Genomic DNA, 25,625 nt, shown 5'->3' with positions numbered 1-25,625 from the left:
GACGGAGCGCCTCAGATCAGCTCGGTCTCCACGCTGACCCCCACCGCGTCGAGGATCAGGTTCCGAATCCTCGGCGCCGTGTTCGGCAGCCACAGCGCCATCACCGGGGTCATCGGCGGATCGTCGAACTCGACGATCCGAATCTGATTGCCGTACAGCCAGCCCGGCTGATTGGTGACGAACGCACACGCCTCCGGGTGAGTGATCACCGCCATGTGCGGCGGCGTCCCCCTCAGCGTGGAGGCGATGATCTTCGGCTCGAACCCGGACCGTCGGCAGTAGGACACGAGCATGTTGACGTAGTCCTCCTCCAATTCCGACACGACGATCTGGCAGGACTCGAGATCCTTCATCGCGCACGTCGCATTGGCGGCGAGCGGGTGATGGGCATTGACCGCCAACCGGAGTTTGTGCCGAGTCGCCGTCGCACCCGCGAGATCGGGCGGCACCTCGCGGCTACGCGCCAGCGCGAGGTCGATGTTGCCGCCGAGGATCTCCTCCCGGATGGCCGACGGTGACAACGGCCGCACCGTGATCGGCAGTGACGGATCGGCCAGCACGGCACCCTCGATGATCTCGAAGACCTCCGACGGCGCCAGCCCGGGAGTGTGCCCGATCGTGTACGGATCGGGATTGCTGGCATCGATCATCCGCACCTCCGACGCCAGGTGCGCACCACCGGCCAACAGCGGCACGGCACCCTCGTAGAGGGCCTTACCCGCCGGCGTCGGCGTCAACGAACGCCGGGACCGCGAGAACAACTGCACCCCGAGTTGTCGTTCGAGGTCCCGGATGGCCGCCGACAAGGCCTGCTGCGAGATGAACAGACGCTCCGCTGCCACTCTCAGCGATGGCGCCTCGACGACCTCGACGAACATCCGGAGACGTCGCAGATCGAGGTCACGCATGATAACCCTTTCCCCAGCCTAACGATGTGAACGAATCATCAGGCACAGATTGTCAAAACTCCTTGATCTTCATACTCGATGATTGACATTAGTTGCTCTAAAGTCGTTCCTGCACGATCAAAAAGGAGACAAGAACAACTGATCGGCGCACGCAGCCATCGCGGCTCGTGACGCAGCACCGAGGGGGTGCTACGTCACATCGGGGGGATCACGGACTACGTTTCCGCGGCACGGAGGGGATGCCGCGGCGACATGGCAGCAACACTGTGGACCGCACACCGCGACGCGGAGGGGATGTCGCGGCGTGCGGTCCACCACCTCGGGGCGGCAGGTCTGCCGACCACCACTCGCGGAGACCGCATGACGCCGTCGAACCACGCTCACCTGCCCACCTCTCGGATCACAACGGCTGTATCGGACATCGGTCCGTCGGCGTCCGCTGCCACCTGCTATGCGGCACACGAGCTCGGCCGGCCATCGTCTCGCGTGTCGGTATTGTCTCCGTCTTCGCTCCGTCCGACATCCCCGTTACACCCGGGGATCGTGACGGAACCCACCTCTTGCGAGAATTCTGCACCATCGGCAGCGGTACGGCAGCGACCGACCGCCATGGCGTCGCGGTCACCGGGAACCACCACCGAATCATTATGAAGTTCCTCGCAATTCACCGATCACCGCAATTCACCCCCCGTTTCCCGAGACGTTTCCATTTCCGTGATCTTGGTTACTCTGAACGTTTCTCGCGCGCGGTTTTCGGACATTTCCGGTAACGCCCCGATGCCGCCTCCGGTACTCCGACGACGGCGAGCTCTGTCGACAGGGACGTATCGAATGCTCGGTGACGCGGGGTGACCGCCGGCGTTCCCGACGCCGCATGACACGATCATGGCGACCTGTCTCAACCCCGTCCGAGAGGACACACATGCGCGACGACGTGCCCGTGAGCGAACTCGACCCGTCCACCCCCGTCATCGTCGGGGTCGGTCAAGCCTCCGAACGTCTCGACGATCCCGACTACTGCGCGCTCGGCGAGGCCGATCTCGCCGCGCGTGCGGTCGTAGCGGCACTCGCCGACTCCGGGCTCGACGCCGATGTCCTCGCGCCGCGGATCGACACCGTCGCCGCGGTGCGGTCGTTCGAGGTGTCCAGTCCGTTGTCGTCGTCGCCGCTGGGACGCCCCGACAACATGCCCCGTGCCGTCGCCACCCGGACCGGGATGAATCCGGCCGGCGCGATCACCGAGGTGGTGGGCGGTCAGAGCCCGCAAAAGCTGGTCACCGAGTTCGCGCAACGCATCGCCGACGGCGACAGCGACGCCGTGGTGGTCTTCGGTGCCGAGGTCATCTCGACGGTGCGTCATGCGCGGTCGGCCGACGCGGCCGACCGGCCGGACTTCACCGAGCAGGTGCCCGGCTCCCACGAAGACCGTGGCTTCGGGCTCGCCGGCCTGACCTCGGTGCAGGAGGCGCGGCACGGGCTGCTCGAACCGATCACCCAGTACGCGCTGCTGGAGAATGCGCGACGACATCGTCTCGGCTCGTCGCGCTCCGGGTACGCCCGGTCGATGGCGGAGTTGTTCGCGCCGATGTCGGTGGTCGCCGCCGACAATCCGCATGCCGCCTCGCCGCAGCGCCGTACCGTCGACGAGGTCGCCACCGTGTCGGCGGGCAATCGGGTACTGGCCGATCCCTACACCCGCCTGCTCGTCGCCCGTGATCAGGTCAATCAGGCCGCGGCCACCGTCATCATGTCGGTGCGCGCCGCCCGTGACCTCGGCATCGAGGAGTCCCGCTGGGTGTTCCTGCACGGTCATGCCGATCTGCGTGAACGCCCGCTGATGCGGCGGCCGGACCTGTCGACGAGTCCGGCATCCATCGCGGCAGTGCGCTCGGCATTGGACATGGCCTCCGTCGGCCTGAGCGACGTCGACGTCCTCGACATCTACAGCTGTTTCCCGATCGCCGTGTTCAACGTGTGCGACGCATTCGGGCTGGCCGCCGACGATCCGCGCGGCCTCACCGTCACCGGCGGCCTGCCCTACTTCGGCGGTGCCGGCAACAACTACTCGATGCACGCGATCGCCGCGATCGTCGAGCGGGTCCGCCGCACACCGGGCAGCACCGGTCTCGTCGCGGCCAACGGCGGCCTGATGAGCAAGTACTCGGTCGGCGTGTACTCGGCCACCCCGGCGCCCTGGCAGCGCGGCGACGACGCCGGCCGCCAACGTGAACTCGACTCGGTACCAACGGTTCACGAACGACGGCTCGCCGACGGTCCGGCTGTCGTCGAGAGTTACACCCTGACCGAACCCGACAAGCAAGGACGCCGCCGGGGCATCGTCGTCGGACGCCTCGACGACGGTAACCGCTTCGTCGCGAATACCGCCGAGGGTGATGACGACCTGATCGACCTGCTCGCGACCGCCGACGAGCCCATCAGCACTCGCGTCTTCGCCCGTTCGTTCGCCCGCGGTAACCGGGTATCGATCTCGGCTGAACGGATGGCGGAATTGTTCCCGCATCGGGAACCGGCGCTCCGGGATCGGTACGAGCACATCGACGTTCGTCGCGATGGTCGCATCCTGGAGGTCACGATCAATCGTCCGGAATCGCGGAATGCGCTGAACCCCAAGGCCAACGAAGAACTGGATGAGATCTTCGACGCGTACTTCGCCGATCCCGAGCTGTGGGTGGCGATCCTGACCGGTGCCGGCGACAAGGCGTTCTCGTCCGGGAACGACCTGGCGCACATGGCCGGTGACGCCCTGCTCGCCGTCCCGAAGAACGGCTTCGGCGGGCTGACGTCACGGCGCGACCGCCCCAAACCGGTGATCGCCGCGGTCAACGGTGTGGCGCTCGGCGGCGGCCTGGAGATCGCGCTGGCCTGCCACATCATCGTCGCCGACGAGAAGGCGATCTTCGGACTACCCGAGGTCAAGGTCGGATTGGCCGCGGCCGCAGGCGGATTGGTCCGACTTCCGCGAGCGATCGGGCTGGCACTGGCACGCGACATGATCCTGACCGGCCGTCGCATCGACACCGCCGAGGCCTACCGCATCGGACTGGTCAGCCGCATCGCCGACCACACCCGCGCCCTCGACGTCGCCCGCGAGGTGGCGCAGGAGATCCTCGCCGCCTCACCCACGTCGGTGCGGGCCTCGCTCCAGGCGATGGCCGACGCCGAGCGGATCGACGACCCCGACGACGCGATCGACGAGACCTCGAACGTGCTCGACGCGCTGTTGATCAGCCAGGACACGATCGAAGGGATCAGTGCCTTCGTCGGTAAGCGGCCGCCGCGGTGGACGGGCCGCTGAGACTCGAATAGTCGATTAGCCCAACCTTTTTCGCCGATTGGGCGACCCCACTGCTGCCGGTCGAGCCGCTGGGCCCCCAAGCCGGCGCGAACTACAGCAGCACGCCGGGATTGAGCAGACCGTCCGGATCGAGCGTCTGCTTGATCGCGGCCGTCAGGGCCATCACGTCCGGGCCCACCTGGTTGGGCAGCCAGGCCTTCTTGAGCCGACCGACCCCGTGCTCACCGGTGATTGTGCCGCCCAACGAGATCGCGAGATCCATCACCTCACCGAAGGCCTGCTGCGCGCGCTGCGCCTCATCGGCGTCCTCGGGATCGAAAACGATCAACGGGTGCGTGTTGCCGTCACCGGCATGTGCGATGACCGAGATCATCACGTCGTTCTGGTCGGCGATGGACGCGACGCCGTCGATGAGGGCGGGTAGCGCGGGCAGTGGCACCCCGACATCCTCGAGGAGCAGCGAGCCCAGCTTTTCCACCGCCGGGATCGCGGCGCGTCGTGCGGCGGTGAACGCCTCCCCTTCGGTGGCGTCGGAGGTGTCGAAAACGTCCGCGGCACCATGGGTTTCGAAGGCCTCGCGGATGATCCCCACCTCGGCGACGCCGGCGGGTCCGGGTGCGTCGGATTGGGCGACGAGCAGCGCGCCGGCCTCACGATCGAGCCCCATGCGCAGCATGTCCTCGACGGCGTTGATCGAGACCTTGTCCATGAACTCCAGCATCGCCGGTCGGATCTTCGAGGTGATCGCGAGAACCGCCTCGCTGGCGTCGTGAACCGAGGAGAACGTGCCGACGACGGTGCACGCCGACGCCTGCGGCGGCAGCAGACGCAGCGTCACCTCGGTGATGATGCCGAGCAACCCTTCGCTCCCGACGAACAGCTTCGTCAGTGACAGTCCCGCAGAATCCTTGAGTTGCTTGCCGCCGAGGCGCAATGCCCGCCCGTCGGCGAGGACTACCTCCATGCCGAGCACGTAATCGGTTGTCACGCCGTACTTCACGCAACACAAGCCGCCCGCATTGGTGGCGACGTTGCCGCCGATGGAGCAGATCTCGAACGACGACGGGTCCGGCGGGTACCAGAGATCGTGTGCCGCCGCAGCCGCCTTGACCTCGGAGTTGAACAGGCCCGGTTGCACCACCGCGGTACGGGTCGCGGTGTCGATGGTCAACTCGCGCATCTTCTCGGTGGAGATCATCACCGCGCCGTCGACCGCCGTCGACCCACCCGAGAGGCTCGTGCCCGCGCCACGGGTGATGATCGGTATCGCGTGTGCGGCGCACCACCGCACCGTCGTCTGGACGTGCTCGGTGGTCGTCGGGCGGATGAGCGCCAGGGGTGTTCCGGCGCCGGGATCTGCAGCACGGTCCTGGCGGTACCCGGCGAGGATGTCCGGATCGGAGACCACCATCTGCTCGGGCAATTCGGCACGCAACTCGCTCAGATCCACTGTGGTCATGGATCAAGGGTAGGCGTCCGGAATCGTCGCGTTCGTCGCGTGGTGAGATTCGAGGTGTTCTCCCGGTTGCTCGCGGACCATTTCCCCGAGTTCACGACACGATCCCGACGATCGCGCACACTGGAGCAGGTGAGCGACTTCAACCAGACCATCATCGATGAATTCCGCGCCAACGACGGCACCGTCACCACCGCAGGCTTCGGTCGCCATCTCGTCCTCGTCCACTCGATCGGTGCGAAGTCCGGCGCCGAACGCGTCAACCCGCTGATGTCCCTACCCGACGGCGCGGGCGGTCGATTCATCATCGGCAGCGCGGCCGGCTCACCGAAGGATCCCGCCTGGGTCCACAACCTGCGCAAGCACCCGAACATCACCATCGAGGTGGCCGGCGAGAAGTCCGGGATCGAGACCTTCCCGGCGACCGCGACCGAACTCAACCCCGTCGAGCGTGAACAGGCGTGGCAGGGGTTCGTGTCCGCGTCGAATCAGTTTCTGAAGTACACCGAGACCGCGGAGGGCCGCGTCTTCCCCATCTTCCGGCTGACACCCAAGACGTAGCCCGCGCACCGTCCGCGTCCCCGACTCGTCGGATTTCTCAAACGCACGGTCCTGACTACTCTTGTGCGCATGTTCACCTCGGGTGAGGTGGTGGCCGGGTTCACCATCGATGCGGTCGTCGGCCACGGCAGCAGCGCCGACGTCTACCGCGTGCACCGAGATGACGAGGCGACTCCGTTGGCGTTGAAGGTGCTGCGCACCGACCTTCACGGCCTGGAACACGCCCGCGAACGCTTCGAGCACGAGTTCGCGATCGCATCGCTACTCCATCACCCCAACATCGTGGCGATGGACTCCAGTGGCGAAGTCGCCCTCGGCGATCATGGACATCCCCGGCACACCGCGCTGTGGTTGGCGATGCAGTATGTGGCCGGGCCGTCGGCGATCTACCTGATCCCGCGCTACGACCAGCAACCCCAGGTGTCGGCGGTGCTGCGGGTGGCCCACCAGATCGGTGCCGCGCTGGACTACGCCCATTCGAAGGACGTGCTGCACCGCGACGTCAAACCCGCGAACATCCTGCTCACCACCACCGACGACACCACCGATGCCCTCCTCACCGACTTCGGCATCGCACGCTTCCTCGACGACACCCGCCCCCTCGCCCGCAACGGCCGGGTGCAGGGTTCGGTCGCCTACGCCGCGCCGGAATTACTTCAGGCACAACAACTCTCACCGGCGACCGACGTCTACGCCTTCGCGTGTTCACTGATCGAGCTGTTCACCGGGTTGCCGCCGTACCCGCGCACGACCCCCTTCGCGATCACCTACGCCCACATCCGCGACGAACCACCGAAACTCACCAGTCGGCGTGAATGGCTGCCATCGTCGTTGAACTCGGTGTTCGCCAAGGCCCTCGCCAAGAACCCCGCGGACCGCTATCAGACGTGTGGGGAGTTCGTTGAGATCATCTCGCGGTCGTTGCGTGACGTCCCCGTTCCGGTCGGACCGACGCGTCGTCGCGGTTGGTTGCGTTGAGGCGCAACGTCTTTGACTCGTTCCAGCGCGGCCTTCGGAGGTCTCGACACCTCCTCGGCTAGCGCCTCGTCGGGCTCGACGGGCGGGAAGGCGGTCGGCGAAGCGGGAGAAGTGTCGCGGTTGGTTACGTTGAGGCGCTATGTCTTTGATGGTTTCCAGCGTTGCTTTCGGAGGTCTCGACACCTCCTCGGCTAGCGCCTCGTCGGGCTCGACCGGCGGGATGGTGGTCGGCGAAGCGGGAGAAGTGTCGCGGTTGGTTGCTTTGAGGCGCAATGCCTTTGATGGTTTCCAGCGTTGCTTTCGGAGGTCTCGACACCTCCTCGGCTAGCGCCTCGTCGGGCTCGACCGGCGGGATAGTGGGCGCGAAGCGGGAAACAAGCGCTGCCAACGGAGTTGAGAGTGCTGTCAACGGGGAGGTGAGCGCTGTCAACGAGATTGAGAGCACTGTCAGCGGGAATGGGTCGGGAGTGAGGATCAGTCGTCGCCGATCCGGTATACGCGCCGCGCGGTGTTGCGGAAGACGTTGCGTACCACGGTGTCTCCCCAGGGTTCGAGGACGTCGAGCAGGCCGCCGATCAGCATGTCGACGGATGCGTTGGGTTTGTCGATCGGGAAGTTGGACCCGAACATCACCCGACTGGCACCGAAGTGGGCGACGATGTGCTGCATCAGCGGTCCCACCATCTCGACCAGTGTCTGCCGAGTGCCGATGTTACCCATGGACTGTCGACCGTAGCCGAGCACCGGAAGCGCCAGTCCCGACAGTTTGATCACCACGTTGCGCTCCGATGCCAGCGTCGTCATCCGTTCACGCCAGAGGCGCAGAATGTCCGCGCGGGCGGCCGCGGTGGTCCCGGTGCGAGTCCCGACAGGTCCGAAAGCACCGACCGGACAACCGAAATGGTCGACGATGATGGTGGTGTCCGGGAATTCGCGGGCCAGGGTGACCACGTCGTAGAGCTGATGCGAGTACACGAACACCTCCACGGCGAGGCGACGTTGCGCTACCTCCTCGATCCCGGTGAGGAAGGCCGCCGATGCCAGCACGCCGTCGACGGCACCACCGGAACGCACCTTCGGATCGGGATGGCGGGTGGCGGTGGTCTGGATGCCGCGGATGCGATCACAGACCTCGATCTGTGCGTCGAGGCGCTCACCGAAACCCTCCGAACGCGGATCGGCCCGCGCCATGACCGCTCCGAGCGTGGGCGCGACCCCCACACCGAACGGCAAACCCATCAGATAGCGGGCCTCGTCGACGGCATTGCGCGTCGCCTCGGGTTCAACGGACTCCGGCAGACGCCAATACGATTCGGAGATGACGACCGACTCGATCGGCACCCCGATCGCACCGGCCACCGGAGCGATGTCGGCACCGTAGTGCCGCGGCTCGTAGGCCCGCGCGACCGATCGTGGGGTCAGCAGGTACTCCCGTTCCGATTGCGGGACGGCGACGGAGAACACGCGGTCACCCATGCCGGGCACAAAACGGTATCCGCGTACCAATCGGTTGCCCGACCATGGCGCCTGGCGCGGATTCCACTGTTGAACGTGCGCGTCGACGATCCCGGGGATCAGGTCGTCGATGGTGGCCATGCCCCCGACATTGCCATAGTCACGGGTTGATCACATCCGTTCGGCCGGGCATGCCACCGTTCGCGGTACACGCGGCAGTAGTGGGTTCGCGGTCACGTCCGCGACCACGAGGCACAATGGGTGGGCGCCGCACGCGGACAACCGTCGGACCGCTGGGCGCAACAACGACGTTTGGGAGGTGGACCGTGGCGAATCATTCGCGCCATGTGCTGCACCACCTCCGTGAGCTGATCAACCGCGATCCGGACCGCTTCACGTCGAACCTGTACACACGCCTGTTCGCCGTCGACCCGGATCTGCGGGAACTCTTCGGCGTGATGATGTCACTGCAGCGGCAGGCGTTCTATCACGTCATCGACCACGTCCTCGAGGTGATCCCCGCGCCGACGGGACAGCAGGAACTCGTCGAATTCCTCGCCCAACTCGGTCGCGACCACCGCAAGTACGGGGTCCTGCCCGACCATTACCAGGCGATCTACCAGGCGTTGATGGGCGAGTTCGCCTCGCTGCTTCGTGACCAGTGGGATGAGGACGCACAACGCACGGTCGGTCAGGCCATGATGCTGGTGACCGGAGTGATGCGCGGTGCCGCGCAGACCGCGGCGGGCCCGGCGACGTGGACGGCGCAGGTCGTCGAGAAGTTCCGCATCACCCGCGGACTGGCCGTCGTACGACTGGTGTCGAAGGCGCCGCTGACGTTCAACACCGGGCAATACCTGGAGACGCAGATCCCGCAGTGGCCCAAGACCTGGCGCAGTCTGTCACCGGCGATTCCGCCCAATCCGCACGGCGAACTCGAATTCCACGTCCGGGCGGTACCCGGCGGCAGCGTCAGCACCTCCATCGTCCAGGAAACGCAGGTCGGCGACGTGTGGACGTTCGGGCAGGCGCACGGCACCCTGCACATCGACCGTGACCGTGAGGTGCTCATGGTGGCCGGCGGAACCGGCCTCGCACCGCTGCGCGCGTTGCTGATCGACATGTCGACCCGCGGCGACACCCCGCCGACACACGTCTTCTACGGCGCCCGCCATCCCGGCGAACTCTACGACCTGCCGGTCCTGCGGCGGATCGCCTCGACCAATCCGTGGCTGACGGTCACGGCGGTCTCGGAGGAGACGACCAATCCCTGGTGGCTGGACCACCCGGTCAACCCGGCCGCACTCGGCATCGACCACCGCGTCGGCACGCTCGTCGACGTGGTCGCCGCGGCCGGCCCGTGGGAGGACCGCCAGACCTTGATCACCGGGTCACCGGCGATGGTGGAGAACACCCGCCGCGGCCTGATCATCGCCGGCGTGCGGGCCAGCCTCATCCAGCACGACCCGATGTTCTGATCACAGCCTTCCGACGTCCACTCTTTCCGACGCCCACTCCGCATTGAGGAGCGGCTCACCCGCCGATCAGGGCGGCCCCTCGATGACGGTCGTGGTCACGTAGACGGTCTCGTTCTCGGTGACCGTCGCGGTCGCCGACTCGGTCACCGTCTGCGTCGCCGTCTGCGTCTCGGTCTGCGTCTGCGTTTGCGTCTGCGTGACGGTCTGCGCCGTGGTGCGCGTGACCGTCGGCGGCGTCGTCGTCTCGGTGACGGTTTGTTCGTCGACGACGGTCTGCGTCACCGGATCCCCCGCGCGGGTCACGGTGATCTCGCCGGTGGTGCCGGTGACCGTCGTCGTCGACGTCACCGCCGCCGGGGTCTCGGAGCCGACGCCGGTGAACAGGGCCACCAACACGGCCAGGCACAATAGTGCCGCAACTCCTGCCGCGCCGCCGATCGCCCACCAACGCAGGCCGTGCGACCCGATGGCGGTGGTCGGCGCCGCGTCGTCGGTGGCGTAGGCGGGTGCCGTGTGCCCGACCGCAGCACCACCAACGGCCGCACCTCCGACCGCGGCACCTCCGACAGCGGCGCCGACGGGGATGGCCCGGGTGTCGGCGAGCACCACCGCGGTGGCGCCCTGGGCGACGGCGAACACCGGTGCACCGACCGGGGCGGCGGGTCGGCCGGTCGCCGCGGCCACGGCCGAGACCACCTCGGGCAACTGTGCACCCGACCCGACGCACAGGAACCTCGCCGGGCTGGGATCGGCGGTCAGGGGACGCAGCAGTGCCGCGGCGGCGGTGGCACCGGCGGCATCGCTCAACGAATGCGCATCGGCAGGCGACACCTGCGCGGTCCGGATCGTGCGTGCCGCGGTGGCGTCGACCAGCGCGAGAGTGTCCCCGGTGGCGAGTGCACCGGACTGATCGAGGGTGACGACACCGACGACGCCACCGCCCTCCCGGCCGGCCACCTGCGCCAACGCGGCAGGCAGGTCGACGAAGACGACCGCGGCGGCCCATGCCGGCGCTCCCGGACCGTGTAACGCGAAGTCGAGGTGGGCGCGGACGTCGGGGCGTGCGCAGGTGGTGACGATGTGGTCGATCTCGAAGGGCGCGGAATCGACGAGCTCGGTGAGGGCGGTCAATGCCGATTCCGGGGAATCGTCGGCGAGGTCGACGAAGTTGCTGGCGACGATCTCACCGGCCGCGTCGAGCACAACCGAGGCGATCTCCTCACCCAACACCGACACCCCGAGCACTGCTGGCCCGGTGATGTTGAGATCCGGGGACTGGCTCACCGTCGCCTCCTTCATCCAACCGGCATTCGACGCCACACACTAACGTGCGACCCCGGTGGGCAACAGATCAGGCCGCTGTGAGAAGTCGGCCGATCCGGTGCACCGGGGTCGCACGTTATTCGGTTGTGAGGGTGGTGATCGTTACGCTCTGGTCGTCCTAGTCGTCGCCACGACGCCGACGGGGTTGCCACACGACCAGCGCATTGGTGCGCGGGACGGGGACGAGCTCACCGCCGCGACGGGCGCGGTGCGCCTCGACCTCGCGTTGCAGTTCGTGCAGTCGTAGCTGCAGTGCGTCGACCTGATTGGTCAGGTCGATGATCCGCTTGATGCCGGCGAGGTTGACGCCTTCCTCCTGGGAGAGGCGCTGGATCTCGCGGAGCACCTCGACGTCGCGTGTCGAGTAGCGACGCCCACCGCCACTGGTGCGTTCGGGCGTCACCAGTCCGAGCCGGTCGTAGGTGCGCAGGGTCTGCGCGTGCATACCGGCCAGCTCGGCGGCGACCGAGATCATGAAGGTCGCGCTGGTTTCCCGTGGATCAGGTCCGGGTCGGTTCTGTTCGGCCATGACTCATCGCCCCCAGCCCGCCCGTGGATCGAATCCGCTGGCCTTCTCGGCCTCGGCGTAGGCGTGCATCGCCTCGACCGCGGCGTCGTCGAGCTTGCGGGGCACCTCGACCTTGACGGTCACCAGCAGGTCACCGGAACCACCGGCGCGCTTGGGGACTCCGCGTCCGCGCACACGCAGGGTGCGGCCGTCACTGGTGTTCGGCGGGATCTTGACGCCCACCGAGCCCTCGAGGGTCGGCACCGACACGGTGGCCCCGAGCACCAGCTCGGAAATGCTCACCGGCAGCTGCACACGCAGGTCGTGGCCGCTGCGGGTGAAGACCCTGTCGGGCGTCACGTGGACGACGACGTACAGGTCACCCGACGGCGCACCGCGTCGCCCGGCCTCACCCTGTCCGGCGAGCCGGATGCGTTGGCCGTCCTCGACGCCCGACGGGATGCGGACGTTGATGGTGCGCGAACGCACCTTGACGCCGCTGCCGTCGCAGTCGGCGCACGGATCGTCGATCCGGGAGCCGGTGCCCTGGCAGTCCTGACAGGGTTCGCTGAATCCGAACGCGCCCTGATTGCGGCTGACGAAGCCGGAACCATTGCAGTTCGGGCAGACCCGCGGGCTGGTGCCCGGCTTGGCGCCACTGCCGTGGCAGGTGGTGCACGGCGCCGGGCTGGTCACCCGGAGTGGGACGGTCGTACCCAATGCCGCGTCCGCGAACGACAACGTCGTCTCGGTCTCGAGGTCGTTGCCCCGACGCGGCCGGGTCGCCGTCGACGTGCGGGTGCCGCCGCCGCCACCGGAGCCGCCGCGGTTGAACAATCCCTCGAAGAGATCGCCGAATCCGCCGGCACCCTCTCCGCCACCACCGCCGAACAGGTCACCGATGTTGAAGTCGGCGCCGGTCTCGGTGGAGTACCGGGTTCCGCCGCCGCCGGGGAATCCACCGGGAAAACCGTTGCCGCCGCCGCGGAATCGGCCGCCGGCGAACATGGCGCGCGTCTCGTCGTATTCCTTGCGCTTGTCGGCGTCGGCGAGCACGCTGTGGGCTTCGGACACCCGCTTGAAGCGCTCTTCGGCTTGCGCGTCCCCGGGATTGGCGTCGGGGTGCAGCTCGCGGGCGAGCTTGCGGTAAGCCTTCTTGATCTCTTCAGACGAAGCATCAGAAGCAACGCCGAGGTCCTTGTAGAAGTCGCGTTCAAGCCATTCTCGTTGTGGAGCCACCAGACGTCACCTCCTTCGTTATGAACATGTCTGGTTGAAGTATGTGTGCGCCCCCGGTGACGCGCGGTTCGCCAGTGGCGTTCCGCGCATCACCGGGGGAGCGTGTAGGTGCTTATTGTGCACCAGTGGGCGCGTCCTGGGCGCCCGATGCGCCGGCCGACGCCGGGTCGGTGACCGTGACCATCGCGGTCCGGATCACCTTGTCACCCAGGCGGTACCCGCTGCGGTACACCGCACCGAGGACCGGCTCGGCACCACTGCCGTCGTTCTGGACGGCTTCGTGCAGTTCCGGATCGAACACGTCGCCGGGTTCGCCGAACTTGACGAGTCCTTCCGAACTCAGGCTGCCGGCCAACTTGTCGGCCACCGCACGCAGCGGACCCGACTCGAGGTCGCCGTGCTCGCGGGCCCGGTCGAGATCGTCGAGGACCGGCAGCAGCTTCTCGATCAACACCTGTTTGCCGTAGGCGACTCGCCCCTGCTTCTCCTCCTCGGTCCGCCGCTTGTAGTTGGCGAACTGTGCGCGTTCACGCTGGAGGGCGGCAGTGAGTTCGGCGACCTCGTCGGTCGCCGGGGCCTTCGCCTCTTCCAAGGCCGGCTCCTCGCCGGAAGCAGGTGCGCTTCCGATGTCGGGGGTCGGTTCACCCTCGGGGCGCACCTCACCGGTTTCCGGGTCGATGCGCCGACGATCGGTGACCGTGATCGGCTCGTCGCCGGGGGTCTGGCCCCCGGCGGCCGAACCGGCCTCGGGCCCACTCTGGGTCACTTGGTGTCCCCGGAGTTCGGCTCGTCGACAACCTCGGCGTCGACGACGTCATTGTCACCGGCGGTCGCGGAGCCACCGTCGGCGCCTGCGGCCTGGCCCTCGGCCGCGGATGCGGCGTAGATGGCCTGACCCATTTCCTGGGACTCCGCCGAGAGCTTCTCGATCGCGCTCTTGATGGCCGCGATGTCGTTGCCCTTGAGGGCCTCGTTGGCCTCGCCGATGGCGGCGTTGACCTTGTCCTTGACCTCGGCCGGCACCTTGTCCTCGTTGTCCTTGAGGAACTTCTCGGTGTGGTTGACCAGCGACTCGGCCTGGTTACGGGTCTCGGCCTCCTCGCGACGCTTGCGGTCCTCGTCGGCGTGGGCCTCGGCGTCCTTGATCATCCGGTCGATCTCGTCCTTGCTCAGGCCGGAACCCTCCTGGATGCGGATGGAGTTCTCCTTGCCGGTGCCCTTGTCCTTCGCGGTGACGTGCACGATGCCGTTGGCGTCGATGTCGAAGGTCACCTCGATCTGCGGAACACCTTGCGGCGCAGGCGCAATGCCGCCGAGCTCGAAGCTGCCGAGCAGCTTGTTGTGCGAGGCGATCTCACGCTCACCCTGGTACACCTGGATCTGCACCGACGGCTGGTTGTCCTCGGCCGTGGTGTAGGTCTCGCTGCGCTTGGTCGGGATGGTGGTGTTGCGCTCGATCAGCTTGTGCATCACGCCGCCCTTGGTCTCGATGCCGAGGGACAGCGGGGTGACGTCAAGCAGCAGAACGTCTTTCACCTCACCGCGGAGCACACCGGCCTGCAGTGCGGCACCCACGGCGACGACCTCGTCGGGGTTGACACCCTTGTTGGGCTCACGTCCACCGGTCAGTTCCTTCACCAGGTCGGTGACGGCCGGCATACGGGTCGAACCACCAACGAGCACAACGTGATCGATGTCGCCGACGGAGATCCCGGCGTCCTTGATGACCGCCTGGAACGGAGCGCGGGTGCGCTCGAGCAGATCCGAGGTGATCTTCTGGAACTCGCTACGGGAGAGCTGCTCGTCGAGGAACAGCGGGTTCTTGTCGGCGTCGACGGTGATGTAGGGCAGGTTGATCGAGGTCGACTGCGAGGCCGACAGTTCGATCTTGGCCTTCTCGGCAGCCTCACGCAGACGCTGCATGGCCATCTTGTCCTTGGTCAGGTCGATGCCCGAGGAGCTCTTGAACTTCTCGACCAGCCAGTCGACGATGCGCTGATCCCAGTCGTCACCACCGAGGTTGTTGTCACCGGAGGTGGCCCGGACCTCGACGACACCGTCGCCGATCTCCAGCAGCGAGACGTCGAAGGTACCGCCACCGAGGTCGAAGACCAGGATGGTCTGTTCCTTCTCACCCTTGTCCAGGCCGTAGGCCAGGGCAGCGGCGGTCGGCTCGTTGACGATGCGCAGGACGTTGAGGCCGGCGATCTGGCCGGCTTCCTTGGTGGCCTGACGCTGTGCGTCGTTGAAGTATGCGGGCACGGTGATGACCGCGTCGGTGACATCCTCACCGAGGTAGGCCTCCGCGTCGCGCTTCAGCTTCATCAGCGTACGAGCGCTGATCTCCTGCGGGGTGTACTTCTTGTCGTCGATGGCGACGCTCCAGTCACCCTCGCCCATGTGGCGCTTGACGGAGCGGATGGTGCGGTCGACGTTGGTGACCGCCTGGTTCTTGGCCGGCTGCCCGACGAGCACCTCGCCGTTACGCGCGAACGCGACGACCGACGGGGTGGTACGCGAGCCTTCGGCGTTGGCGATGACGGCGGGTTCGCCGCCTTCGAGTACCGACACCACGGAGTTGGTGGTGCCGAGGTCGATTCCAACAGCACGAGACATCTTTGCGATTCCTCCTAGTTCATGGGTGTGCACCCAAGGTCTTGAGTCCCGCGGTCGAGTTCGGTGAACTCGGCGCGCAGGGGTCTGGCAAACCTGACCGCCAGACCCAGACTTCAGTGCGTCCGACTCATGTCCTACTGGTTGAGTCGGTCTCAGTCAAGTCGAGTTGAGCCTGTATGGCTCAGGTTCTCGATGGGTTCAACGGGGTGTGGTGCGAGTATGTTCCCGGAATCGACAAAAAAGTTGAGCGAGTTTCGCTCAACTTTCTATGTGGAGGGGTTTCTGCTGGTTCGGGCAGGTTTCTGTGGTTGTTCGCGCGGGTCCGGTTGGCGCGGGACCGGTTGGCTCGCGCGGGTGGGTTCGGCTCGCGCAGGTCGTCGACGACTCGGACGAGCCGACATCACCCGCGGGAACGTCGAGGACCCGCGCGAACGACGCGGTCGGGCGTTTCGGGCGGCTACTTCGACGCCGGGGGCAGCGCGTCGCCCGGAAAGCCCTGGACGGGATGCACGTCGAAGGTGAAGACGCCCGCCTGCACCGCCGGATCGTCGTTCATGAGCTGGGTGACCGTCTCGACGGAGCGGTCGAAGACGCCGACACCGCAGAAGTCGGTGTCGTCCTGGGCAGGCAGCACGACCACCAGGTCACCGGCCTTGCGCAACGCGATCAGTCGACGACCGTGCTCCCGGATGATGCGCGGTGCCTCGTCGCTCCCGTACGCCGGCCCGGCTTTGAGGACGGCCACGACGTAGGGCTGGGCGTACTCGAGGACCGTCTGCATCTCGGCGTCGGTGATGTCGGGCAGGGTGGTCATCGCGGATTCCTCCTCAGGGCGTCGGTCCTCGCGTGACCGAGCGTCATCGAACGGCTACGAATCCACTGTAGGCCGGGATCCGGGCGTCGCGTCGGGACTGTGGCGATCCAGCGCAATGTTCATCCGTCGCCGGTGAAGTCGTTCCCCGAGAGGTTCAATGCCTTGCCGAACAGCACGAAACCGGGGGAAGAACATTCTTCCCCCGGTTTCGCCCGTATCGTCCGGGATCGATCAGGCCGCCGCGGTCACCTCATCGGCAACCGGCTCCAACGCGGCCGCGACGATGTCGGCGACGTCGGCGATCGGCGTGACCGTCACTGCCTCGAGGATCTCGGCGGGGACGTCGTCGAGATCGGCCTCGTTACGTGGCGAGATGAACACCTGGGTCAACCCGTTGCGTTGTGCCGCAAGCAGTTTCTGCTTGAGCCCACCGATCGGCAGGACCCGTCCGTTCAACGTCACCTCGCCGGTCATGCCGACCTCGGCGCGCACCTTGCGGCCAGTCGCCATCGAGGCGAGGGCCGTCACCATCGTGATGCCGGCGCTCGGGCCGTCCTTGGGGACCGCACCCGCGGGCACGTGCACGTGGATGGTGCCCTCGAGGTTGCGTGGATCGATGCCGAGTTCACGTGCGTGGGCACGGACGTAGGACAGTGCGATCTGCGCGGACTCCTTCATGACGTCGCCGAGTTGGCCGGTCAGTTGCAGCCCGCCCTTGCCCTCGCCGGCGTCGGTGCGGTTGGCCTCGATGAACAGCACGTCGCCGCCCATTCCGGTGACCGCCAGACCGGTTGCGACGCCGGGAACCGCGGTGCGCTCCTCGGATTCGGGAGTGAACCGTGGCCGACCCAGATCGTCCTTCAGGTCTGCCTTGTCGACGGTGACAGGTGTTGTCGCCGTGCCGTTTTCGATCTTTGTGGCCTCCTTGCGCATCAGCTTGGCGAGCAGTCGCTCGAACTGACGCACACCCGGTTCGCGGGTGTAGTTGGCCGCGATCTCGCGCAGCGCGTTGTCGGTCACCGAGATCTCGTCATCGGTCAGCGCCGCACGCTCACGCTGCCGCGGGAGCAGGTAATCGCGGGCGATGGCCACCTTGTCGTCCTCGGTGTAGCCGTCGATGGTCACCAGTTCCATCCGGTCCAGCAGCGGTCCCGGGATGTTCTCGACGACGTTGGCCGTCGCCAGGAACACCACGTCGGAAAGGTCCAGATCCAGATCGAGGTAGTGATCGCGGAACGTGTGGTTCTGCGCGGGGTCGAGGACCTCGAGCAGCGCCGCCGCCGGGTCACCCCGATAGTCGGAACCCACCTTGTCGATCTCGTCCAGCAGCACAACGGGATTCATCGATCCCGCCTCGCCGATGGCACGCACGATACGACCGGGCAGGGCACCCACGTAGGTGCGCCGGTGACCGCGGATCTCGGCCTCGTCGCGCACGCCGCCGAGGGCGACACGCACGAACTTGCGGCCGAGGGCGCGGGCCACGGACTCCCCCAGCGACGTCTTGCCGACGCCGGGCGGACCGGCCAGCACCATCACGGCTCCGGAGCCACGTCCGCCGACGACCTGCAGGCCGCGTTCGGCGCGCCGGGCCCGCACGGCCAGGTATTCGACGATGCGGTCCTTGACGTCCTCGAGGCCGTGGTGATCGGCGTCGAGGATCTCGCGAGCACCCTTGATGTCGGTGGAGTCGGTGGTGGTGACGTTCCATGGAAGATCCAGGACGGTGTCCAACCACGTTCTGATCCAACCGCTTTCGGGTGATTGATCGCTGGACCGCTCGAGCTTGCCGACCTCACGCAACGCCGCCTCGCGGACGTTGTCGGGCAGGTCGGCGGATTCGACGCGGCCGCGGTAGTCGTCGGCACCGTCGGGCTCGTCCTCGCCGAGTTCCTTGCGGATGGCGTTAAGTTGCTGACGCAGCAGGAATTCCTTCTGCTGCTTCTCCATTCCGTTGCGGACGTCGTCGGCGATCTTGTCGGAGACCTCGGTCTCGGCGATGTGTTCGCTGGTCCAGTCGATGAGCAGCCCGAGTCGTTCTGCGACGTCAGGGGTTTCGAGCAGTTGCCGCTTCTGGGTGTCGTCGAGCCACGACGAGTAGCCGGAGGTGTCGGCGAGATCGGACGGGTCGGTCATCTTGTTGACCGCGTCGATGATCTGCCAGGCCTCGCGGCGTTGCAGCATGGCCAGGACGAGCTTCTTGTACTCGGCGGCAAGGGCTTTGGTCTCGGCGGTGGCCTCACCGTCGTCGACCTCGGTCACCTCGACCCACAGCGCATTGCCGTGACCGGGTGCGCCGCTGCCGATGTGTGCACGCTTCTCGCCCTTCACCACGGCAGCCGTTTGGCCGCCGGGGATCCGCCCCACCTGCACGATCGAGGCGATCACGCCGTGGGTCGGGTACCGATCGTCCAGGCGCGGAGCGATCAGCAGTTTGCCGGACTCACTGGCCCGGGCCGCGTCGATCGTCGCCTGAGCCGCGTCGTCGAGCGGGATCGGCACCACCATGCCGGGCAGGACGACCAGGTCAGGGACGAACAGAACGGGCACTGAGTATGTCTGTGACATGTAACCTCCAAAGTTCAGTCTGACCGACTCAACCTCGGTGGCGGGATCTTTGTTCCCGGCGATATTTCGCCAGGGGTGAACAGGATGTAGCTTCTCACCGAACGTGTCATTTTCTCATCGGCTTGTCATAGGCGTGTCATCGTTCTCATCGGGCTGTCATGCGGCACGATAGCAAAATGCCTGATCAGATCGGTGCGACCGAGATTCGCTTCGTTACCGAAGCCGGTGACGAGACCATCAGTCAGGTCAGGGATCACTCGATCAGCTCGATGGCCCGAGCCCAGCCAGTGCGCCTGCCACCGTCCCACGCCGGCCAACGCCACTATCCAGGTCTTTTTTGGACCCGTACAACAGCCGACCACGTGGTTTACGAAAGCCTTCTCGAACGCGACCGCATCTTGCTTGCCGACTTCGATCCCGAAGTCGTTTGGATCACGGCGCAACCTTTCTGGATCACCGGCGACGACAGAGGTACCGGCCGACGCCACTGTCCCGATCTCCTACTGACGCGGGCTGATGGGTCATATTTGGTCGTGGACGTCAAGAATCCACGAATCGCGCAGAAAGACGAGGTCAAGGCCGTGTTCACGTGGACCAAGGTGGTGTCCAAGCGCCTCTCCGCCGATTATGAGGTTTGGACCGGCGAGGACTCGGCGTTGATCAACAACATCAGATTCGCTTCTCAGGCTCGCCGCGAGTCGCGCGCGGCCCTGTTCCAGACGGTGCTCGAACGATTTCCAGAGGAGCTCTCAATCGCGCACGCTGAAGCCACACTCGCAGCCGAGCGGATTGCACGGCCTCGACACATCGTCCTCGAGCTTCTGTGGACGGGCACCTTCACGGCCGATCTCACCCGGCCATTCGGCGACAACACCTTGATCCATCGAGCCGAGGCCGTATGAGCAACACTTATCGACTTGCTGTTGGCGATCGGGTGTGGATCGACGGATCCGTGGTCCGCATAGTCGAGATCAGCGACAGTCGGTCGATAGTCGAATCGGATCGCGGCACACGAGCGGTGAGCACTCCACACCTCGTGAGGTCTTCTCAGCCGCTCGACGCACCTCGCAGGCCCTGCGAGACGTCCGGACAACTGCTTTCGAATCTTACGAAGAAACAGCAAGAGACTTACAACGCACGGCTCGCCGTCGTCGAAGCAGTACTGGAGATGCATCACAACAGCGGCGACTCTATCGGTCGCAGCTCCGAAACGGTCGCTCTCGCACACAACATGTCTGACCGCACCGTCAAACGCTGGGTGAAGGCGTATCAAGAGTCAGGACCAGCCGGCCTCGTCGAAGCAAGGAAGCAGCGCTCGCCGATCGACCCACTCTGGCGGGAGGCGTGCCTCGACGTACTCAATCGGTACACACGCGAATCCACACCCAGCAGAAACATAGTAATCGACCAGGCCAACAATCTGCTGACCGAGCGGTGTGGCGCCGATCTGGCGCCCACCCCATCCAATGCGACCGCCTACCGCTGGCTGGACGAGCTCTCCAAGGGTCGCTATTCATTTGGCAGCGGAAAGGCACGGCGAATCGCCGCCGACCGGCCGGAGGCCCCGTATGGCCGTTTGCGCGCCACGCGCCCCGGAGAGTACTTCGTACTCGACACAACGCGCCTCGACGTGTTCGCGATGGAGCCGATCACGCTGCGTTGGGTGCCGGTCGAACTCACTGTGGCGCAAGACCTCTATACACGCTGCATTGTCGGTCTGCGCCTGACCCCGATTTCAACCAAGGCAATCGACGTGGCCAATGTGTTACACCAGTCGGTCACGCCCCAAGAACCGGTCGACGACGGAGCGTGGCCGTTTCACGGCGTGCCTAGTTCGATCGCAATCGAACGCGACGACCCGACCGCAGACGATGCCACTCCGAGCATCCCAGGCTGCCTACCCGAGTCAATCGTTGTTGACCATGGCAAGATCTACCTCTCGCACCATGTCAGATCCGCCTGTGCGCGACTCGGAATCTCGATTCAGCCTGCGATCGTAAAGAAGGCGTCAGACAAGCCAACTGTCGAACGCTTCTTCAAGACCATTCGGCTCGGCCTGCTTCAGCAACTGCCGGGCTACAAGGGACCCGACGTCTATCACCGCGGTGAAGACATTGAGAGTCAAGCGTTCTACTACGTCGCCGAGCTTGAGTCGATAATTCGCGAGTGGACAGCTCGGGTGTACCACCGGTCGAAACACGAAGGCTTGTGTCTCCCTGAGACGCCCGGCCTCGAGCTATCACCGCTCGAAATGTACGAGATCGGCCTGGCTCGCGCCGGTGGACTCACCATCCCGTCCTCACCGGACCTTGCGTACGAGTTTCTCAATGTGGAGTGGCGCACGATCCAGCACTATGGCATAGAAGTGGATGGGCGCCGATACGATGGCGCGGCGCTCAACCCTTACCGGAATAGCAAGTCCAACTTCGGTGGTCCGAAGGCTAGAAAATGGCCAATCCACATAGACAGCGGCGATGTTCGACGCGTGTACTTCCGCGACCCCTCATCTGGCAAATGGTCGCCTCTGGTCTGGGAGCACGCAGGTGGACTCGACCAGCCCTTCTCCTCGGACGCCGCCGACTACACCAAGCTTCTGGCCGTCCGCGAAAACCGGCATGTCGACCCACAGGACGCCGTCCGCAACCTCCTCGATGAGTGGTCCAAAGGCAACACCAAATCCAAGCGCGACCGCGCCCTCGCACGACGCCTGGCCAGCACCCGTTCCACGGCAAGCGATACTGGCGATGGCCAACCTGACGACGAGATTGCATCACTGCCAGGAGTTATCGACCTTCTCGCGAGGAGAGCAGAACGTCGCCCTCCAGGTTGGGATTTGGACGATGACCTCGATGTGTTTGAGAAGTACCAAGGTGCAGACGATTCGAGCTATGAGGTATTCGACGAATGAGTAACCCATGGGCACTATGGCTTCGAAACAATCAACCGCATCGCTACAACCTGGCGTCAAAAGTGGGCTGGCACGACTTCGTGCATTCGCCGCCGCGCGCGAGCCTGGAACTCCTCACGAAGGGACAGATCGCAGCGCTCAGCGACGACGAGCGCGAAGACTACAACGAAGCTCGCTTTGTATGGAATGCCAACCTCCCGACTGTCAAGACAGCTCAACTCACGCACGCCTTCGCTGTCATCGATCAAGTCATGGCGTCCAACCGTCGCGATGGCGACCGCCTCCGCGGATCGGTCGTGATCGACGCCCCGCCAGGTCTCGGTAAGACCACCATCGCCATCCGCTACGCAAGGCAGTTCCATCGAACTGCAATTCGCCGCCTCAGCAGCGAGACCGCCGCAGGCGATCAGCGTATTCCGGTCGCCTTCATCCCGCTCGATGCTGGAATCACCCTCAAGGGCCTGAACAGAAAGATCCTCGCCTTCTATGGCCATCTGGGGGTAGCTGGTGCGAATACTTCTGGTTTGGGTGCGCTCGCGGTCGACTGCGTACGGAGCTGCGAGACTCAGATAATTGTCATCGATGACCTTCACTTCATCGACTTTCGAGACCGTCACGGTCGCGAAGTAAGCAATCATCTGAAGGGCTTGGCCAACGAAATGGCGGTCACGTTCATTTACGTCGGTGTACGCCTCACAGAGAAGAAGTTCTTCGACGAGGGCCTGGGAGGCGATGACGGTGCCGTGTACGCACAGACTGCCCGCCGTGCCACACGTGCACGCGTCGCGCCGTTCAACACCGACTCCGATGCCAGCAACGTCGCCTGGATCTCGCTTCTCAACGCCCTCGAATTGCACCTAATGCTCGCCGCGCAAACGCCTGGGACACTATCCGATTTCGGCAAGGAACTCTTCCGCCGAACGCAAGGGCACATCGGTTCACTGACGAACCTGCTCGATCGGGCCGCCTATCTGGCTATTAAGACGGGCACCGAGCAAATTACTGCGAGCATCCTGGAGGAGGTCGTCGTTGACAATGCCGCTCAGCGGCTCACCACTCCCAAGAGGTGAGAGAACCGACGCGGAGCAACTACCCTCCGCAATTGCGATACCAGACGGGTACAACCCGCGGCGGCTTCCCATACTCGTCGCCCCCAGGGACGATGAGACCGCACCGAGTTGGCTGCGCCGTTTCGGCCACCGCTACGGACTCACCGCACGCGCGCTACTCCGAGAACTCGGGATTCCAACGAGTGCCTGGTCCCCCACACGAGTCTCTGCGCATATCGCTGAGCACAGTGATTTGATTGTGGATACGGTGGGGCTACCGGACGAACGAGCCCGATACCTCCGGGCAGGACTCATATCCGAGGCTGTTTCCGCATTTCGCACGCACTGGGAACGGTACGGTAAGTCTTCGGAATCGATGCCCCTCGACCCTTCCTACTGTCCCGAATGCCTTGCTCAGCAAGGATACTGGAACTCGACATGGTCACTGCCGCTACACCGCGTCTGTGTCGAACATGCGATCTTGATGCCTACCAACTGCCCTCGGTGCGCCGAGACGCCGTGGGCGGGCACGAGTTGGCCCAATAGCACCGACCCCAACTGGGCCTGTCCGCAGCGCGACAATCGCCCCCGAACACCAAGAACTCGACACGCATACTGCGGCCACGACTTGCGCGACGTCGAGTTCCGTAGGGTTGCCCCCGAGATCGTTGAAGCTCAGGTTTGGATTCTCGAACTCGCACGCGGTGCATCAGAGCCTTCGACGAACAGCTTTGGCGGTCAGCGGTTCAGTACACGCGAATACTTCGACGCGGCTCTGACGCTGGGCAAGCCCATTATGAGCTGTCAAGCAGCAAGCGACCCTGACGCCGCGTGCCTCGAGCAACTCCTCAAGGTAAAGTCCATCCTCTGCGAGGAGGACGTTCATGCGGCTCATTCGCTCGCCGTAGAGCAGAGCGTCCTTACTCCAGGAACCTGGCTTCTCAGGGACGGCCGAGATTTGCCCCGTAGTCGGACGAATGCGGTTATCGGCCACCTCGCCATCACCCCGCTCGCCGAAAAGCTATCGCCGACGGCACAACTGACGTTTCGAGTTGCTAGTGGGTGTGCCCGTTATCCGACGGCCCACGAGATCCCGGGCAACCACATTCCTCTCTCGTCGATACCTCAAGTTCACTGGACGGGATTCCGCGACTACACGACTGCGAAGGATCGCGCCGTCCTTTCCATGCTCCTTGCACGGTCTGGGACCGCGAGACCTTGGGGCCATATCGCTTTCGCGCTAGGACTGCCTCACGAATTCTCGCGCTACCCACCACTACTCATCCGCCAGATCAAGCGCAGCGGCGATTGGACCGACACCCTGGATCAGATCGAGAACCAGACCCGGGAACTGCTCACCGGCCCGCCTCCTATCGATTACCACCGCCGGCGGCTTCAACTTGCCAATCCAGATCTCACGATCTCCATTGCGAGAATTCTTAGCACGAGCCGCACGTTCAGAGCAGTGACTCCACACGCGCTAGCCGTCGCGATTTGGGAGGTCTACACCGGCGGGGCCGCCGAGTTCGCGACAGAATCGCTCTACTCTGAGGATTCCAACGACGGCGATCTCAGCTCGGCGCGCAACCTGGTACGCGAGCAGTGGTCCACAATCCGATCAAACAGCCTGTTGCCTGACCTGGGATTCGGCGAGGAGCCACTTGAATGGCGCCCACCTTGAAGGAGCTACGTGCAGACAGGACACTCCGGCAACAGATCTGACTCGCGCTCGTCAGTGGCTTCGAGAATGCCCTCACTCTACCGCGGAACGCTTGAGGCGGATCAGCACATGTGCCGCGCAGATGTCTACGAGGCGAATGAGTCATACCGACGCCACGGGCTCAAAGGAGTCGGGCAACTCAACTCACTGATGGAAATCCTCCTGCAGCACACCTTCAACGCCGCAAGTCCACGCTATACACCGTGGGAAATTGATCGAGAACCACCAGGGCGTGCAATCTCCCTGCCGCCGACGGCATGGCCGCCGAGTTCGGAACCGACCCTTGCGACACGCTACCCGGATGGTCCGACGAACTGGTAGTCGAACGCCTCGGTCTTGATCGGGCATCGCCCGCAGGGTCGCGCGAGGTGTGGGCATTCGTCGGCGTCGCTTGCAACAATGCCCATGTGAAGTTCCGTCGCCGCAACCTCGAAGCTCTTGGAAACCTCGTCGTGGGCAACCTCGGACGCGACGATGCCCAGAACGTCGACGAAGTTCGGTACTTCCCGTATCGCTCCAGCATGTACATCACTGAGTTCTTTCAAGAGTTGGAGACGGAGTACCAGCACGACGGCTCCACCCGCCACCGGTGGGTTGCCGACGTGTGACGTGTAAGGGCTCGGGACATGCTTGACGTCGTGTCGTCGGGACATCGTTGACGTCTCACGCTTGTCGGTGGTCGCAGTCAGAGTGTGGGGGGTGTCCTTCTCTGCTGAGACTGAATCCGA

Annotated in this window: 19 protein-coding genes and 1 pseudogene; 9 read left to right on the top strand and 11 right to left on the bottom strand. The window is 65.1% G+C overall.

Going from position 1 to position 25,625, the window contains the following annotated elements; translation table 11 throughout:
• Positions 1-11 precede the first annotated feature (11 nt).
• Complete coding sequence (locus ABLE94_RS22200) at positions 12-908, bottom strand: LysR family transcriptional regulator (protein WP_348809889.1); 897 nt, start codon at positions 906-908, stop codon at positions 12-14.
• 922 nt (positions 909-1,830) lie between these two features.
• Here ABLE94_RS22200 and ABLE94_RS22195 point away from each other — a divergent pair.
• Positions 1,831-4,224: an acetyl-CoA acetyltransferase gene (locus ABLE94_RS22195; protein ID WP_348809888.1), complete on the top strand. Its 2,394-nt coding sequence runs from the start codon at positions 1,831-1,833 to the stop codon at positions 4,222-4,224.
• Positions 4,225-4,315: 91 nt separating this feature from the next.
• On the opposite strand, the gene ABLE94_RS22190 is transcribed toward ABLE94_RS22195, so the two are convergent.
• Entirely contained in the window at positions 4,316-5,683 is a 1,368-nt protein-coding gene (locus tag ABLE94_RS22190) for an FAD-binding oxidoreductase (RefSeq protein WP_348809887.1), read from the bottom strand.
• A gap of 129 nt (positions 5,684-5,812) precedes the next feature.
• Here ABLE94_RS22190 and ABLE94_RS22185 point away from each other — a divergent pair, with 129 nt between their 5' ends.
• Positions 5,813-6,241: a nitroreductase family deazaflavin-dependent oxidoreductase gene (locus tag ABLE94_RS22185; RefSeq protein WP_348809886.1), complete on the top strand. Its 429-nt coding sequence runs from the start codon at positions 5,813-5,815 to the stop codon at positions 6,239-6,241.
• 69 nt (positions 6,242-6,310) lie between these two features.
• Positions 6,311-7,219 carry a serine/threonine-protein kinase gene (locus tag ABLE94_RS22180; RefSeq protein ID WP_348809885.1) on the top strand — a complete coding sequence of 303 codons (909 nt, stop codon included), beginning with the start codon at positions 6,311-6,313 and terminating at the stop codon, positions 7,217-7,219.
• Between the two features lie 474 nt (positions 7,220-7,693).
• On the opposite strand, the gene ABLE94_RS22175 is transcribed toward ABLE94_RS22180, so the two are convergent.
• Positions 7,694-8,815 (bottom strand): amidohydrolase family protein, encoded by a 1,122-nt coding sequence (locus ABLE94_RS22175; RefSeq protein ID WP_348806983.1) that lies wholly within the window; start codon positions 8,813-8,815, stop codon positions 7,694-7,696.
• Between the two features lie 185 nt (positions 8,816-9,000).
• Here ABLE94_RS22175 and ABLE94_RS22170 point away from each other — a divergent pair, with 185 nt between their 5' ends.
• A complete protein-coding gene (locus ABLE94_RS22170; RefSeq protein ID WP_348806982.1) occupies positions 9,001-10,152 on the top strand; it encodes an FAD-binding oxidoreductase in 1,152 nt (383 codons plus the stop codon).
• Positions 10,153-10,218: 66 nt separating this feature from the next.
• Here the strand turns inward: ABLE94_RS22170 and ABLE94_RS22165 are convergent, their stop codons facing one another.
• The 7 genes from ABLE94_RS22165 to lon all read right to left on the bottom strand — a co-directional run bounded on the left by ABLE94_RS22165 (position 10,219) and on the right by lon (position 19,220).
• Entirely contained in the window at positions 10,219-11,436 is a 1,218-nt protein-coding gene (locus ABLE94_RS22165) for a hypothetical protein (RefSeq protein WP_348806981.1), read from the bottom strand.
• 157 nt (positions 11,437-11,593) lie between these two features.
• Entirely contained in the window at positions 11,594-12,004 is a 411-nt protein-coding gene (locus ABLE94_RS22160) for a heat shock protein transcriptional repressor HspR (RefSeq protein WP_348806980.1), read from the bottom strand.
• Between the two features lie 3 nt (positions 12,005-12,007).
• Positions 12,008-13,222, bottom strand: coding sequence for a molecular chaperone DnaJ (gene dnaJ, locus ABLE94_RS22155; protein WP_348809884.1), 1,215 nt, complete (start codon positions 13,220-13,222; stop codon positions 12,008-12,010).
• A 112-nt stretch (positions 13,223-13,334) separates the two neighbouring features.
• Entirely contained in the window at positions 13,335-13,988 is a 654-nt protein-coding gene (grpE, locus tag ABLE94_RS22150) for a nucleotide exchange factor GrpE (protein ID WP_348809883.1), read from the bottom strand.
• Complete coding sequence (gene dnaK, locus ABLE94_RS22145; protein ID WP_348806977.1) at positions 13,985-15,838, bottom strand: molecular chaperone DnaK; 1,854 nt, start codon at positions 15,836-15,838, stop codon at positions 13,985-13,987. Before dnaK ends, grpE begins: the two co-directional genes overlap by 4 nt.
• 457 nt (positions 15,839-16,295) lie before the next feature.
• A complete protein-coding gene (locus ABLE94_RS22140) occupies positions 16,296-16,652 on the bottom strand; it encodes a YciI family protein (RefSeq protein ID WP_348809882.1) in 357 nt (118 codons plus the stop codon).
• Between the two features lie 231 nt (positions 16,653-16,883).
• Positions 16,884-19,220, bottom strand: a complete 2,337-nt coding sequence (gene lon, locus ABLE94_RS22135; RefSeq protein WP_348806975.1) for an endopeptidase La — start codon at positions 19,218-19,220, stop codon at positions 16,884-16,886.
• Positions 19,221-19,396: 176 nt separating this feature from the next.
• On the opposite strand from lon, the gene ABLE94_RS22130 reads away from it, so the two are divergent.
• The 5 genes and pseudogenes from ABLE94_RS22130 (at position 19,397) to ABLE94_RS22115 (ending at position 24,858) form a co-directional block, all read left to right on the top strand.
• Complete coding sequence (locus ABLE94_RS22130; protein WP_006369927.1) at positions 19,397-20,122, top strand: TnsA-like heteromeric transposase endonuclease subunit; 726 nt, start codon at positions 19,397-19,399, stop codon at positions 20,120-20,122.
• Entirely contained in the window at positions 20,119-22,128 is a 2,010-nt protein-coding gene (locus ABLE94_RS22125; RefSeq protein WP_079931101.1) for a TnsB C-terminal domain-containing protein, read from the top strand. The genes ABLE94_RS22130 and ABLE94_RS22125 overlap by 4 nt, the downstream gene beginning before the upstream one ends.
• On the top strand, positions 22,125-23,198 hold the full coding sequence (locus tag ABLE94_RS22120) for an ATP-binding protein (protein ID WP_006369929.1): 1,074 nt from the start codon (positions 22,125-22,127) through the stop codon (positions 23,196-23,198). Before ABLE94_RS22125 ends, ABLE94_RS22120 begins: the two co-directional genes overlap by 4 nt.
• Positions 23,164-23,646: pseudogene (locus ABLE94_RS26485) on the top strand (TniQ family protein); the annotation flags it as partial. The gene ABLE94_RS22120 and the pseudogene ABLE94_RS26485, both read left to right, overlap by 35 nt.
• A 159-nt stretch (positions 23,647-23,805) precedes the next feature.
• On the top strand, positions 23,806-24,858 hold the full coding sequence (locus tag ABLE94_RS22115) for a hypothetical protein (protein WP_020169780.1): 1,053 nt from the start codon (positions 23,806-23,808) through the stop codon (positions 24,856-24,858).
• A gap of 332 nt (positions 24,859-25,190) precedes the next feature.
• Here the strand turns inward: ABLE94_RS22115 and ABLE94_RS22110 are convergent.
• Positions 25,191-25,625 (bottom strand): hypothetical protein (locus tag ABLE94_RS22110; protein WP_210739739.1); only part of this gene is annotated, 435 nt, incomplete at its 5' end.

Source organism: Gordonia sp. VNK1 (genome assembly GCF_040049135.1).
Classification (GTDB): domain Bacteria; phylum Actinomycetota; class Actinomycetes; order Mycobacteriales; family Mycobacteriaceae; genus Gordonia; species Gordonia oleivorans.
Note: the sequence above shows the minus strand (reverse complement) of the source record. Positions and strands in the feature narration are given on the sequence as shown.